Here is a 14,292-nt window from a genome sequence, read left to right on the forward strand (position 1 = left end):
GACCGACATAAGGTTCCGACGACCAATAGCCTAAGCCGACCATAGACACGTATGGCAGCTTCTGGGGTCGGCGATTTCGCCGATGAACGACAATCTGGCGCATTGCGGTCCGGCAGCCTTGGCCCGAAAGCTGACCGGCAGCTGTGGGTGGGTGGTGATGTAAGTGGATAAGAGCGGTCACCACGGCGACCCGAACTTTTTACCCAATTCATGAGGTCGTGGGGACGCCCACATGGGTGACCGCCTGCTGAATAGCGGTTATTAATCAATTCCTTAGTGGTACTTAACCTCACCTTAATCATAAATGGCGCGTTATTACCTGAATTGCGGGGGCACAATATTTATGGGCGAACGTCATCGGGAAGAGGTTCTAAATACAGTTCTCGCAGCCTGCTTGGGGCGACGCGGTGTTGACGCTGATCCTGAGACAATTCTTCAGAAGGGCCGATCCAGGCCAGATGTGATGGCAGTAATGCGCGGGCTGCGCTGCGCTGTCGAAGGTAAAGTAGCCGACACCCCGAACGCCGACCTTGTTGTTCTTGCCCAGGCTAAAAGTCGTGTGGATCAAGGCGTTGCTCATCTAGCCATCGCGGTGGTTTATCCCACGTATATACGCTCTGTTCAATTCAGCCGATTGCCCCAAGAGCTTGGCTCTGCATCCCTCAAATTTTCGGTACTCACAGATGCTGACAACGCAACTTGGCATCACGGGAGCGTCAATGAAATTCTTGCCGAGTTGCGACGCGCGCACGATGTGATCGTGCGCGACGACGTGCTGCAACAGGCAGTCGATACCCTGAACATTGGGCTAGCTGAGGTATCTAGTGCTCTACTCGACAGCGGTGCGACGTGCGACCGCTTGATTAAGTTGCTCGGGATAGGGACCAAGGGGCATGCCGAAACTACCGTTTGAGTATCGTCGGCGCGAGACAACCGCAAAGCTCTCAGCATTGATGCTGGCCAACGCGTTCATATTTCAGGAGCAACTGTCCGCCCTTGAAGAGAAGGTTTTGCCAATCAGATCATTCCTGCAAAGGCGTGACTTCATAGGCGAGACGGCACAGCACTGGGAGATGATAATCAGTGAAATCAACTACGTGCCAATTTTTAAGGTAGCGCGTGAAATTCTGCTGTCCATGCCGTCAAATCCAGACAGCGACGCCGCCATAAGACACTTGGCAAATCGCGCGCTTGAAATTGTATCTAAAAAGGCAGCGTTGCGGCACGACTTGATGGGTCGAATCTATCATCTGTTGCTGCTTGACGCAAAATATCTGGGAACCTATTACACGTCGGTTCCTGCCGCTACTCTTCTGCTGAAACTAACGTTGAGCATAGACAGATGGCACGACAAAGACTGGTCTGACCCGCAGACCTTGAGGCGATTTCGCATCGCGGACTTGGCCTGTGGCACCGGCACGCTGTTGATGGCAGCTAGCCAAGCGCTCACCGACAATTTCATCAAGTTTAGAATGAGCAAGGATGAGCAAGTTAACGATGAATCGCTTCGAGATCTACATAAGCTGATTATCGAAGAAATGTTGTATGGCTATGACGTATTGCCGTCCGCCGTCCACTTAACCGCATCGACGCTTGCGATGCTCGCTCCAGAAACTTGTTTTCGCAATATGCATCTATACTCCCTTCCAATGGGCAGAATGCAAACGGGTCAGGTGTACCTTGGAAGCATCGACTACATCTCGGCAGACACAATCCGAACCCAACTCGACCTCATGACGAGCGGTGGTGGTGCTGAGCAAGTCGGCAAGGAAACCTACCAATCTTCGGCACCGCTGCCGTCATTGGATTTATGCGTAATGAACCCGCCGTTCGTTCGCAGCGTTGGTGGGAATTTGCTCTTCGGATCACTCCCGGACGAGCGTGGGGAAATGCAGGAAGAACTGGCGCGGCGCGTCAAGACCTCCAAACTGGCTGCATCGTCCACAGCGGGCCTGGGGAGCGTTTTCACGGCCGTCGCCGACAAACACCTGAAAGATGGCGGAAGGATCGCCTTGGTCCTGCCTGCGGCCCTAGCAACTGGCGTCGCATGGGAAAAGACGCGCGATTTGTTCCGACACGGCTATGTGCTTGAAACAGTCGTCGCAAGCCATGACCCTACTAGGTGGAATTTTTCGGAAAACACCGACCTGAGCGAGATACTGCTGATTGCGCGCAAGCGAAATGGGCAGTCGGAATCCGACCAGATGATGGCAGGCCACACAACTCAATTTATCAATCTGTGGCAGAATCCAAAGAACAGCGCTCATGCTCTCGCCCTGGGCGAGGAAATATTGCGTGGAGCGCCAGCGCCTGTCGGCACATCGGCGAAGCCGGTCCACGGCTTGTCTGAAATCATCATCGGGGCTCAGAAATACGGCGAGACTCTTGAAATCCCATGGGGCGATGTACGGCAAAGTCCGTGGATAGGATGTTCATTCGCTCAAACAAATCTCGTCCGGACAGCATGGATGCTTCGGCGGGGCTATCTTTATCGACCGGGTCGGAATGAGTCGGTTGAGGTTCCAATTCAAGCCCTTAGGGAAATTGCCTCTCTCGGCCCAGACCGCCGTGATATTGCCGATGGCTTTACTGTTTCTAACTCTCACACACCATTTCCGGCACTCATTGGCCACAGCGGCGAATTGATCCGCACCATTGAAACCCTGCCGAACAAGTGGCTCGCGCCGCGTACCTCCCCTGCCAAAGGAAGACCAGCGCGCGATATCGGCCTTCTGTGGCCTCGCGCTGGCACTGTGATGATAGCCGAGCGTTCCAGACTGAATACTCAAAGGGCGTTGGCTGTGCGACTACCTGAGCGCGGGCTGTCGAATGTCTGGTGGCCAGTTAGGTTACACAGTGAAGATGAGCGTGCTGAGAAGGTCATTGCGATGTGGCTCAACTCAACACTTGGGCTTCTCACCTTGATAGCACATCGGGTCCCGACGGAAGGCTCGTGGGTACAGTTCAAAAAACCCACTATTGAGAACCTTCCAATTTTGGATGTAAGGGCTCTTTCCGAGCGACAACTCGCACAGCTGGCCGGTTCTTACGAAAAACTCGCCTCAATGGATTTAAGAACTATCCCTAATATGGCGGATGATCCGGTCCGAAAGGCGGTGGATGAGGCTTTCTCCAAGGTCTTGGGCTTGCCACACCTGGATAGCCTTCGCGCTGAATTAGCCGCCGAACCCGTCATCTGCAACAGGGCGCTCGGATTTGAAGTCACCGCGCCCGCCATCGAAGATCAACTGCAATTCGAACTTATCTAATATCACCTCGCGTTCCGCAGCCAATAGCCAGCCCATGCCCAGCTCGGATTGATTGACTGGCACCGCGTTTATGTCCTGCTTATTGGCTAAGGCAAGTTCGGGCTCAACGGCACATGGGCGCATTGCCGACAGGCAGTTTAGGGCCGTTAGCGGAAAGTCCGGTTCCAGCGGGACGAACTGGAAAGCGGACAGAATTCTACTGATCGAGAGCAAGGGAGGAATGCGCTCGCGCTCAGCCCTGCAACGGCATCAGCATCTCAAAGTATGCGGATGTTGAGATACTTTAAACAGACACATTATTGCAGTGGCGCACATGGACCAAACCGGCCAGAATGCGATCAAGCAAGTTTACGCCGCCTAGCTTCCAACCGGCTCGGCGTGCACTGACAAAGCCACTTAGAGGATGCTGGCGGGCGCATGGTAAACATTACCGACCATTTCGGCGACCGCGTCACGACCCTTTCGATCGATCTAGACATAACGGTCGAAGCGAAGTTGCACGTCTGCCTCGCACAGCTTCCGAAGCCCCCGCAAGACGCGATTGCGGGCGATGCAAGCCGGCCTGTTGCAGTCACCTCGGCGACACAGTTGCTGACCGGCGGCGGTGGCCATGCCGGCCCTGCACTTAGCGAGATGGCGCCGGGCAATGAGACCGTGCTTGTGGTATTTCCCGAGTTCGCCTTTGGCTCGGTCGATTGGGAAGCGCTCGACGCGGCGATTCGTGCCTCCGCGCGCCCGCTGATCGTGTTGGCCGGGTTCGGCGCGACCGCTGGGGGTTGGTTAATCGACTGGGCAGGGCTTGCAACGGGAGATGGTCAGACTCGCCGCCGACTGGCTTGGGATCAGGCCGGGGACGGCATTGGGGATATACGGCGAGTCAATGGCGGCTGGTGTTGGGTGCACGTTCCCGGCGAGACCCATTGCATCGCCTATTTAAAGACCGTCGCCGAGCAGAATTTCGAGGCGGTGGTCCTGCCGGACCTGCAGTTCGGCCGCTGGATCACGCATCTGCGCTTCAATGACGTCGATCTGTTTCCCCTAATCTGTGCCGACATGCTGCAATTGCCGGGCGACCATCCTGACAGCGCGCAGGCCCGCATCGCTGAGGCGCTGCTGGATCTGCCAGGAGACCGGCCGGCGATGGTCATTGGATCTCTGCTGCAGCATGGCTACAACATCAACTGGGTGCGCGCGATCGACTCGCTGTTGGTACATGTCCTCGCTGGACGGCGCGGATTGGTTGCGCTGGCAAATGTTGCCGACGCGAAGGTGTCCGCGATCGAAGCCGAGGATCAGTGGCGTAGCCTGACCGGGGTGTTTGGCAAATGGGACGAACTCACTAAGGGACAGGTCAATCTGCCCTGCGGGCGGCGGGTAATGACCGCGGGCGTAGTCGGTGCGGTAGTGCGCCAATCGGACCCTGTGGTGACCTGCGGCGCGGTCGATTGGGGACCTTATGGACCGGTCGACAGTAACTTCGTCTGGCATACGGCGATGCTTTGTCCGATCAACCAGGGCGGATTGGTCGCCCCGCTCGCGCTACCGCCGCCTCCGCACGCCTGCGAGATTGGCCGCTTCCTGCGCCGGCACCCCGGTGATCCAAATTGGTCGCCGCGGCTACGCGATGGCAGTGCTGCGATTGCCGCCCATCTTGCGGCGGGGACTCCGCCCCAAGCGAAACAGATCCTCAACACGCTGTTCCACGGCCCGGACGGCGGCGCGGTCGACCCCGATACGCTACACGAAATCGCTCAGCAGCAAGCAGCGGAGCACGGCCTACACGCGCTGGCGACGCTCACCCAATCGACGGGAATGTTTGGCAAGCCGCCCCCAGTCAACAAGGACAGTTGCGACAGGACGCCTCGGGCCGCCACCTCCTAGTCTGGCGTGATGCGCGCAAGACCAAGATGCAAATGCGGGCGATTCTGAGCAACTGGCAGCAGCAGGGGGGCGAGCACCCCGATCTTATCGTGATTGCGCAGTCGCATTTCGGGGACATTGACGAAGGCGCGGTCGCCGAAGCGCGGCGTGACGATTTCAGTGCCGCGCCAGCGACTGCAGCTGGGGCCGGAGGCGGGCTGATGGCGGAGCAATCGGATTACACCCAGCCCCGTGGCCGCCGGCGGGTATCAGTCGTCAGCCTTGCAGCCGTCGCTTCGCTCTATGCCGATTATCAGCCTGGCGTCGATGACGCGCCGTTGGTTGAGGGATTGCAGGCCCGTCTTAATGCAGCATTTGGGGCGGTGGCATGAACGGTCCCCACATTGATGCGTGCATCCAGGCGCTGGAGCCGCTATGCGCGAAGGTGGCAATGGCACGCCAAGCGCAATTGCCGGGCCTTGCTGAAGTCGCGAAGCCACCCGCCGGCACGGCCTTGTGGTCGGGCGGTTATGCGCGGCTGCTGCTTTGGCCTGTTGCGGCGAATCAGAGCGACGTGATCGCGCGCGCCGCCGATGAGGGCGAAGGTTGGCTCGATGCCCTGCTCGCCCAGACCGAGACGTTGTCCACTGCCCCGCTCGATGGCTATCTGGTCCTCGCCTTGCCGGCCCCGCCCGCACCGGAGACCGATGAGGAAATCCGCAAGGTGGAACTCTCATCGCGTATCTGCCGCAAGCATCTGGTCTGGCCATCATCCACTAAAGCGCTGGCCGCGGGCGCTGAGCCCTGGGCGCGCATAGCCGACATTACCGCGCTTGGACTGCCCGACGCCGCTACCGCCGCCAGCGACACGCTCTATTGGCCGGAGATTGGCGATGCAGCGGATGCCCTTTGGCTGGAGCTGCAAGAAAAGGGTGCGCCCGCAGTGGCACAAGCTGACGCCGAAGCGCCGATCCCGACTGGGGGCCTTGAATGAACGGCGTGCGCATCAGCAAAATGCGCGTCGAAGCCTTTCGCGGCATCGGCGCGCCCATCTTATTCGATTTCACATCGCCATTGACGCTGGTCTTCGCGGCAAACGGCACCGGCAAGACGACGATGTGCGAAGCGGCGGAATGGCTGTTGACCGGCCAGGTCGAGCGGCTTCGCGAAAAGGCTCACTTCAACCAGGCGGTGCTGCTTCCGAAATTTTCCAGTTTGACGCAGGCGCCGGTGGTTGACGCGCAAATTCATCTCAATGACACCGCGCAACGCCTGCAGCGCATTGTTGCCGGAAATGAGACCCAAGCTCGCACGGGGGGCGCGGATGGAGTGCTTGGAGCGACTATCGGTCTCAACGACATGCTCAGCCGTCTCGCTCCCGCAGCCGCGGCTGCGGAATCGCACCACCTGCGTGCGATTCCGCTTCGCCAAGGATGGCTGCGGGGTACGCGGTTTCTTTCCGCCGAAGCGCTGGCGACTCTGGTCGATTCGGACGACGGCACAGTAGAGCGGCGTAAGGACGTGTTCGCGGACTTGCTCGGTATTCGGCACCTGCTCGAGGCCGAGAAGCTGGCCGAGCGGTATGTCGCGGAGATCGGTAGCCGCGAGCGCCTCCTCGCGCAAACAGTTGCCGGACGCGAAGAGGAGGTCGTGCGGCTGACGGTCGAACTCGAAAGCGCGCCGCCGCTCGCAATTTCGTCTGCCGCTGTCGAAGTTGCTGCCGCCGAACATCGTCTCGGGCTAAGTGCGGGACCGGCTGACGGACCTCAAGCGTCGCTTGGTGGGCGGATCGAGGCGCTCGATGTCGAGCGGCACCGGCGCCAACATATCCTTGTAACGCGCCGCGACGCCATCGAAGCCTCTGCCGTTCGCTGGCCCGAACGCGCGCAGCTCGCCACCGCTGTCGGTGTACTCGATGCCGCGCATCCTACACTTGCCGCCAGGTCGCCGAGGTTGTTCAGGAAGGTCAAAAAGCCGGCGCTGCCGTCGCTGCCGCAAGTACCCGGTGTGACACACTGAAGGAACAGATGCGCGCACTCGAGGCAGCTCGGACGGTGTTAACTCCCCTGGTTCGCCGCTTTTACGGCGCGCTCTCTAAAATGGCGAGCGCAGCCAATTTGACCGGAGATGAAACGCTCGACGAGCTGTTCCAGATTTTGCCGCAGGCAAAACAGAGCGCGGATTCGATCGAGGCACTTCGAGCTGAAGTCGGCGCCGCGCTCACGGAGGCGCGCGCCGCAGAAGATGCGAATCGTCGCATCTCGCTCTTGCGTGAACAGCTGACCGAAGCTGCCGCCAAGGTCATGACCGAGGAGGCATTGGCCAAACTACGGTCCGAGGCGGATCGGCTCGAAGCCGAAGCACAGCGTGCCAAGCAACTCCACGATGCAACAGCCGGCCCCCTCGCCACGCTGCAGATTGCGGGCCGCGAGCTGCTCGGCCATCAGCACGCCAATGGCGCAAGTGAGTGCCCATTGTGCAGCCATGACTGGAAATCCGCCGACGCGCTTCGCGAGGCAATGGCCGCAACGCTCGCGCTGGTACCTGAGATGGAGAAGCTGGCGCAGCAGGCCGCTGCCAGGAGCAGTGAAGCGGCGCGGTTGGCGCGCACAACGTTTGAGGGGGCTCAGCGTCAAGCCGCTCAGTATGAGCGTCTCCGCGCGGAGCTTGCCGGCCTCGAGCGCGCGGCCCATGCAAGTGCGCCCCGCCTGGCGCGGCTCGGCATTATCGACACCGACCATGTCACTGCGCTCGAAGCGCTCGATAATGCGCTTGTTGCCTCAGCTTCATTGTCGCGCTTGCTCGGCGAGCGCGATCGAATATCAACCGCGCTGCCTGGCTCCGCTGTTCCTCTGCTCGGCGAAGGAACAACCCTACGGACACTCGAGGCCCACATTGAGGACCCAATCCGCGCGCGTGAAGCGGCGGTGCGAGATGAACTGGCCAGAGCCGAGATGATGCTGGCAGAGCACACCATGCGGCGCGACGGGCTGCGCAAGGATCATGCGGTCGCCAGCGAAGCCGTACGCGCTACCGCGACGAACAAGCCCGGCTTCTAAAGGAGCTCGAAAAGCTTCGGCAGGTTTGGCGAATCGCCGCGCTTGGCACTGAGTGGAGCGAGGAAAATCTTGCCAGCTGCCGCGACTGGGTTCGGGGCGAACAGGCGCTGCTCGAGGATATTGCGTCGCGGACTGTCGGGGCGCAGGCAGCCTGGACTACGGAGGCACGGCGCGCGCGGCTTGAGACGTTACGGCGCGAAGTCGCCCCGCTGCGGAACCGGCTCGCATATTTGGCCCAGCGCATCGCCGCAGCGCGGCAGGCAAGTGCGCGTTTCCACGACAGCTATGTCCAAGTCAGCGGCCGACAGATTGAGGACCTTGGCAGGGTAGTGAATCCGCTATTCGCCCGCATGCACGCCAATCGCGTCTTTGATCGCATCAAGCTCGGTCAGGTTGAAAACCCGCTGAGGTGGCTGGCTGACGCGGGCAGCCAGGAAATGGATCCCGGCAAGGACTTCAGTCAGGGGCAGCGGCAGGATCTGGCGCTCGCTTTGTTCTTAGCGCGTGCGCGCAGTCTCGGCGGCACCTTTTTCCTCGACGAGCCTGTCACCCATCTCGACGACCTCAACCGGGTCGGGCAGCTCGATATCTTCCGGGCTACCGTCCTCGAGAGCAGCAGGTCGCTCAACCTGGTAATCACCACTGCCAGTAAGCCGCTGGCTCGTCATCTCATCGAGAAATTTGGCCGCGTCGGCCCCGTCGAGACGACCGGCGGGCGCGTTGCGCCGCTGCGGGGTTGTCGAGCTTGATGGCAATGGCCGGACGGGGGTCACCTTGCAGACCGTCTATCCTTCTGGCGGCTAAGCCGTATCTCCGCCGCTGCAAAAACTGTGCACAGTTCACTTGCCGACGTCTGCCCTTCAATGCCGCGCTGTGCGCGCGTGGGAACGATCGGTGCGGCAACTTGACGAGGCAGGCCCTGTTCACTTGCTATGCCTAGAAATGTGCATATATTGTGCGCATGAGAGAGGTCGGAGATTTGTCATGACCCACGCACAGCTCGCACAATCGAAAGTGGTCTCAGGTTTTGTCGACAGCCTGCAGGAGCCGCGCACGCCTTATATCTCGCCGAAGCGCCTGTCGCAGGCCCTGGGCGTGAAGGTGGCCAACCTGGCGCAGTTGACCGGCGTCCACCGCAACACGCTCCGTAACCCGTCATCGGAGCGACTGCAGGGTCGCATGCGCGAGATGGTGAAAGTGATTTCGGCCGCAACGGAACTCACCGGCGACGTCAAGAAGGCGATCTTTTGGTACCGCAATGAACCGATTGCCGACTATGGCCATCGCACGGCTGCCGAACTCGTCGCGGACGGCCAGGTCGAGGCGGTTCTGGCCTTTATCCGGGATCTCGAGAATGGAGCGCGTGGGTGAGGATCACCCGCGTCGGTCCAGACGAGATCTTGCATCGCTATCTGACGCCCAAATGGGCCTTCCTGCCCACCAGCGGTGCAGGCGCGGCGATCGACGGCGGTCGTTTCAACCGGCCAGGCGTCGAAGCGCTTTACCTGTCCCGCGCGCCGCAGACGGCGTTGGAGGAATACAAGCAGGGTGCCAGCATCACTCCGCCCGCCACCCTTGCCGCCTACAAGATCACGCTCGGCCAGGTGGCCGACCTTTCTCAAGGGTTCGACCCAAACATCTGGGACGGCGCTTGGCAGGAATGGGATTGTGCCTGGCGCCAGGTCGCTCGCATTGACAAGAAGATCCCGCCATCGTGGAAGCTCGCGGACCTGATCATCACTGCCGGGCTTCGCGGTATCCTGTTTCCGTCGCTGCGCCACGCCGGCGGCACCAACCTGGTGATCTTTCCGGCCAATCTTGTCGACGGCGATCAGGTCGCGGTCCATGATCCCGATCACCGGCTGCCGCACGATCGGTCATCGTGGCCCTGAGTTGCTAGAATAGCTGTCGTAAGCAACCCGATTTCCGATCAGTTCAGAGCGCCTCATCCTCAACGAGGCCAGTCGTTGGCTCGCCCTCTTCGCCGTCGCCCTCCCCCCGGCCAAGACCGGTGGGTATATCCCCGGCCAGCAGCTTCTCCTTCGACAGCAGCCCTGCGTCCTCGAGCGCCTCGAAATCCGGCAGCTGGCGCAGCGTGTCGAGCCCGAACTGCGACAGAAAGTTTTTTGTCGTCACATAGGTATAGGGCGCGCCCGGCTGCGGCGAGCGCGGCCCCGAGGCGATCAGCTCCTGCGCGCGCAGAACGCCGATCAGATCGCGCGACACCTCCTTGCCGAAGAAGGTCGACAGCTCTGCGCGGGTGATCGGCTGGAAATAGGCAATGCACATCAACACCAGCGCCTCGGATTGCGACAATTCCTTCGCACCCTGCCCCGCAGGCGTACCGAATGCGGCGTGGATGATGTCTCCGAAGGCTTTCTTGGTCCGGTGCTGCCAGCCGCCCGCGACCGCGACCAGCTCATAGGGGCGGCCGGCGAGCTCGGCGCGGATGTCGTCGATGATCAGCTCGAGATTGCAGTTTCTTCCCACCACCCGCGCGAGGACACTACGTGTCACCGGTTCGCTGGCGGCAAAGATCACCGCTTCGACGCGGCCCATCCATTCGCGCCAGCGCAGCTCCGGCGGCAGGTGGTCCAGTTCTGTGTCGAGCAGCACAGGCTGTTCGTTCGGCTTGCGGCGGGCAGACGCTTCGCTCATCGCTAGAGTCCGAACAGCCGAAAAGTCGTGCGGCCGGAAAGCTCGCGCACGGCCTCGAGTTGTTGCAGCCGCTCGAAGAGGCGTCGCGCCGCAAAGCGAGACGGGTTTTTGGTCGTCAGCGATCCGGAGACGGCATCGTCGTCGAGCAGTCTTTGGATCACATCGCCCGCCCCCTTTGCCCTGAGCTTCGGTGCGACGGCGATAAGCCGCTCCGCGCGCCGCGACAGCTCGGCGGCCAACCGGCAGGCGTCCGCCGCAGCCTGCGCCAGCGCCAGGCACACCGCCCGCTCAAAGTCTTTTTCGCCTGGCCGAATCCGCTTCCCGCCGGCCTCGCGGCGAAAAGCCGGACCAAAGGCCTGGGCGATCAGCAGCGGCAGCGGCCGCGGCCAGCGCAGGCTTTGCGCCAGAACCAGGTCGGCCAGCCACCAGGCGAAAAGCTCGGCATCGGGGCGCATGGTGATGACGCGGGCCGCGATGGCCGCGGCGGCGAACGGCGCCGGCCGCTGCGCCCCCGCCAGTTTTTCGATCTCCGTGCAAAGGTCGGCGAGAGCCTCGCCGTCCCAATGGAGACCCAGCTGGTCGACGATTTTTTCGAGCCGGTCGGCACTGACGACGAGCGGCTGCACGGAAAACTGCCGTCAGGCGCCAAGAACCGCGCCGGCGGGGCCGGTGTCGGCGCCGGCCGGGCGGAGATACCACGCGTCGCGCAAGGCGACCTCGTCCTCTGAGCGGCCGGCGAGCCGCATGCTGGCGGCGGCACAGCGAAGCGCCAGCCGCTGCCGCCAGGCCCCGGCCCAACTGGCTTGCGCGCGGGCGAGCGTGTCGAGCGTGCTCACGGCGGCGCCGACCTGGAAGGCGGCGTCGGTGTCGCTGAGAGCGCCGCCGTGAGCGAGCGCCCAGGCCGGCACGGCCGGCGGCGCGGCGGGGCTGGCGGTCGCGGGATCGAGGCGAATCATGGTTTTGGAGAGTAAAGTGCCGGTGCGCTTTTTGCTATGATTTTTGCGTCGAAACGCACAGCCTGTCGGAGCATTAACACGAATGATAATGTTGCCTTATCAGTCGTTTAACTCTTCACGAGTTCGTCCCTGCTAAGCCATCCGGCTAACAAGTAAGTCTCGACAGGGCACCTTTTTGCGCAGCCGGACGAAATTCCGTTCGGTCATGTCACGAAACGCTCGGCCCGCTCCTCTGCCGGCCGATGGTCAACGAAATCCCCTCCCCTAGCTGCGGTTGATCTCGGGGTCGTAGAAGCTGGCGCTGCTGACGCCCGACTTCAGATTGTCGGGAACGATCAGCCGGGGAACGCCTCCGAAGAAACGAAACATCCGGACATGCGAGCCGATCCAGTCCGGGAGCGTTTGCGTCCAAGTTGCCTCCGCAAAGGTGAAGCTGGATGCGCCGAGCACTGCCACGAAGATCTCTGCCTCGCGGATCTCACCGGTCTTGCGATCAACAATCGGGATCTTCTTGCCGGAATAGTCGACGAAGACCTTGTCGCCGGCCGCATGCTCCTGGCGCATCGTCGGCGAAAGCCGCTGCTCGAAACTGCGAAAGAGTTCGTAGAAGCGGCTAATATGTTCGGCATAACACTTCACCTGTTATGTTGTGGCCAAATTTATGTTGCGTCTCCGGGGATGAGCCAAGGATCTCAGTGATTTCCTTGGCCCAAGCCGCCACATAAGAAGAACGGCGATGGTAGTTCGCTACAGGGCTTTCAGGAATGCCATTAATGACAGCAGAGATCGCTGCCGTGGGGGCTCTTTCAAGCCGCTGACTTCAACCTTGGCCAACGCCTTTGCCTTCATTTCCAGATCAACCTCGGCGTAGATGTGCGTGGTGTCCAACGACACATGGCCGAGCCAGGCGCGGATCGTGTTGATATCGACGCCGGCACGCAGGAGGTGGACGGCTGTCGTGTGACGAATCGTATGGGGGCTGACGCGCTTCGTGGCCACGGTCGGCACGGTTTTGCTCGCCATGGCGGCATATTGCGTCACGACGCGGTGTATTCCGAACCGTGTCAAAGGTTCCTTCATCCGCCCCAGAAAGACTGCATCGCTCCTATCCCGATCGGTCACGAGGCGAGCCAGCGATATCGCACGACGACGCGACACTTGAGCGGCTGCTGTTTGGCCGTGCCGGTCGTCCGCCGCAAGACCTAAGCGAACCGAACTTTGCGTTGATCGCCAGGGAGTTGAAGCGCAAGGGGGTGACGCTGACGCTGTTGTGGCAGAGTATCGCGCCGCCCACCCCGACGGCTACGGCTACACCTGGTTCTGCGAGCACTTCGCCGCTTTCGAGCGCCGGACGAGCGCGACATTCCGCAACCGGCATGCGGCGGGCGCGGTGATGCAGACGGACTATGCCGGGCAGACGGTGCCGGTGATCGATCCGGCGACCGGCATCATTTACCCGGCGCAGATTTTTGTCGCGGTGCTGGGCGCCTCCAATCTGACCTTCGCCTTTGCCAGCTCCAGCCAGAAGCTGCCGGACTGGATCGAGGGCCAGGTGCGAGCGCTCGCCTTCTTCGGCGGCGTCACCAGAGCGATTGTGTGCGACAACCTGAAGGCCAGTGTCGTCAAGGCGCTGTGGTTCGAGCCGACGCTGAACGCGACCTTTGCCGCGATGGCCGAGCATTACGACACCACCATCCTGCCGACCCGCAGCCGCAAGCCGCGCGACAAGGGCAAGGTCGAAGGCGCGGTGCTGATTGTCGAGCGCTGGATTCTGGCGCGGCTGAGGAACCGATCCTTCTTCTCGATCGCCGAGCTCAAGGCGGCGATCGCCGAACTGCTCGAGGAGCTGAACAACCGGCCGATGCGCCATGTCGGCCAAAGCCGCCGCGAACTGTTCGGGGAGATCGAGCGGCTGCCTTGAAGCCGCTGCCGGCGGCACCGTTCGAATACGCCGAGTGGAAGTCGGCGAAGGTCCATCCTGACTACCATGTCGAGGTCGAAAAGACCTTTTACTCGGTGCCGCACCGGCTGATCGGGCGCACCGTCGAGGTGCGGCTCACGCATCGAGTGGTCGAGATCTTCCACGATCACCAGCGTGTCGCCAGCCATGTCCGTCGCTCACAGCGTTCCGGCCATGTCACCGTCAACGAACACATGCCCAAGGCGCACCAGCGCTACGCCAACACCACGCCGGCCAGCCTGATCAGCAGGGCGGCCAGGATCGGCCCCAACGCCGCCATCCTGGTCGAGCGCATGATGCGCGACCGGCCGCATCCGGAACAGGGATATCGCTCGGCCATGGGCATCCTGTCGCTGGCGCCGCGCTATGGGCCGGAGCGTCTCGATGCCGCCTGCGAGCGGGCGCTGCTGATCAACGCGATCGCCTACTCCTCCGTCACCGCCATCCTCAAAGCCGGCCTCGACCGGGCCAGCTCCGCAGAACCGGCAAAGCCGACACCCCAGACGCCAACATCCGCGGCTCCACCATTA

At 61.5% G+C, this 14,292-nt stretch carries 10 protein-coding genes and 4 pseudogenes; 10 read left to right on the forward strand and 4 right to left on the reverse strand.

All coding sequences use genetic code 11. The features are described from left to right. Positions 1-472 precede the first annotated feature (472 nt). The 9 genes and pseudogenes from EJ078_RS10560 to EJ078_RS10605 all read left to right on the forward strand — a co-directional run bounded on the left by EJ078_RS10560 (position 473) and on the right by EJ078_RS10605 (position 10,080). Positions 473-913, forward strand: a complete 441-nt coding sequence (locus tag EJ078_RS10560; RefSeq protein ID WP_208721413.1) for a hypothetical protein — start codon at positions 473-475, stop codon at positions 911-913. After that, a complete protein-coding gene (locus tag EJ078_RS10565) occupies positions 894-3,269 on the forward strand; it encodes a hypothetical protein (protein ID WP_127403462.1) in 2,376 nt (791 codons plus the stop codon). The genes EJ078_RS10560 and EJ078_RS10565 overlap by 20 nt, the downstream gene beginning before the upstream one ends. A gap of 1,494 nt (positions 3,270-4,763) precedes the next feature. After that, positions 4,764-5,521 (forward strand): annotated as a pseudogene (locus EJ078_RS30850) (ABC-three component system protein). Next, positions 5,518-6,123 carry a hypothetical protein gene (locus tag EJ078_RS10580; protein ID WP_127403465.1) on the forward strand — a complete coding sequence of 202 codons (606 nt, stop codon included), beginning with the start codon at positions 5,518-5,520 and terminating at the stop codon, positions 6,121-6,123. The pseudogene EJ078_RS30850 and the gene EJ078_RS10580 overlap by 4 nt, the downstream one beginning before the upstream one ends. Next, complete coding sequence (locus EJ078_RS10585) at positions 6,120-7,148, forward strand: ATP-binding protein (RefSeq protein WP_127403466.1); 1,029 nt, start codon at positions 6,120-6,122, stop codon at positions 7,146-7,148. Before EJ078_RS10580 ends, EJ078_RS10585 begins: the two co-directional genes overlap by 4 nt. Before the next feature lie 8 nt (positions 7,149-7,156). Next, positions 7,157-8,188: a hypothetical protein gene (locus EJ078_RS10590; RefSeq protein ID WP_127403467.1), complete on the forward strand. Its 1,032-nt coding sequence runs from the start codon at positions 7,157-7,159 to the stop codon at positions 8,186-8,188. Between the two features lie 230 nt (positions 8,189-8,418). Beyond that, entirely contained in the window at positions 8,419-8,937 is a 519-nt protein-coding gene (locus tag EJ078_RS10595; RefSeq protein WP_127403468.1) for a hypothetical protein, read from the forward strand. Positions 8,938-9,172: 235 nt separating this feature from the next. Further along, positions 9,173-9,559, forward strand: a complete 387-nt coding sequence (locus EJ078_RS10600; protein WP_095204923.1) for a hypothetical protein — start codon at positions 9,173-9,175, stop codon at positions 9,557-9,559. Next, complete coding sequence (locus EJ078_RS10605; RefSeq protein WP_127403469.1) at positions 9,556-10,080, forward strand: RES family NAD+ phosphorylase; 525 nt, start codon at positions 9,556-9,558, stop codon at positions 10,078-10,080. The genes EJ078_RS10600 and EJ078_RS10605 overlap by 4 nt, the downstream gene beginning before the upstream one ends. Before the next feature lie 43 nt (positions 10,081-10,123). Here EJ078_RS10605 and EJ078_RS10610 read toward each other — a convergent pair whose 3' ends face one another. From EJ078_RS10610 to EJ078_RS10625, 4 genes and pseudogenes are all read right to left on the reverse strand, one after another. After that, positions 10,124-10,846 (reverse strand): SMC-Scp complex subunit ScpB, encoded by a 723-nt coding sequence (locus tag EJ078_RS10610; RefSeq protein WP_127403470.1) that lies wholly within the window; start codon positions 10,844-10,846, stop codon positions 10,124-10,126. A 2-nt stretch (positions 10,847-10,848) separates the two neighbouring features. Continuing rightward, positions 10,849-11,802, reverse strand: a pseudogene (locus EJ078_RS10615) (DUF1403 family protein). A 267-nt stretch (positions 11,803-12,069) separates the two neighbouring features. Continuing rightward, positions 12,070-12,417, reverse strand: a pseudogene (locus tag EJ078_RS10620) (IS21 family transposase); the annotation flags it as partial. Between the two features lie 132 nt (positions 12,418-12,549). Then, positions 12,550-12,960, reverse strand: a complete 411-nt coding sequence (locus EJ078_RS10625; RefSeq protein WP_127403471.1) for a tyrosine-type recombinase/integrase — start codon at positions 12,958-12,960, stop codon at positions 12,550-12,552. On the opposite strand from EJ078_RS10625, the pseudogene istA reads away from it, so the two are divergent. Then, positions 12,948-14,288: pseudogene (gene istA / locus EJ078_RS10630) on the forward strand (IS21 family transposase); the annotation flags it as partial. The gene EJ078_RS10625 and the pseudogene istA overlap by 13 nt on opposite strands. Positions 14,289-14,292: the final 4 nt, after the last annotated feature.

The organism is Mesorhizobium sp. M1A.F.Ca.IN.022.06.1.1, from assembly GCF_003952605.1.
In the GTDB taxonomy this organism is placed as follows: Bacteria; Pseudomonadota; Alphaproteobacteria; order Rhizobiales; family Rhizobiaceae; genus Mesorhizobium.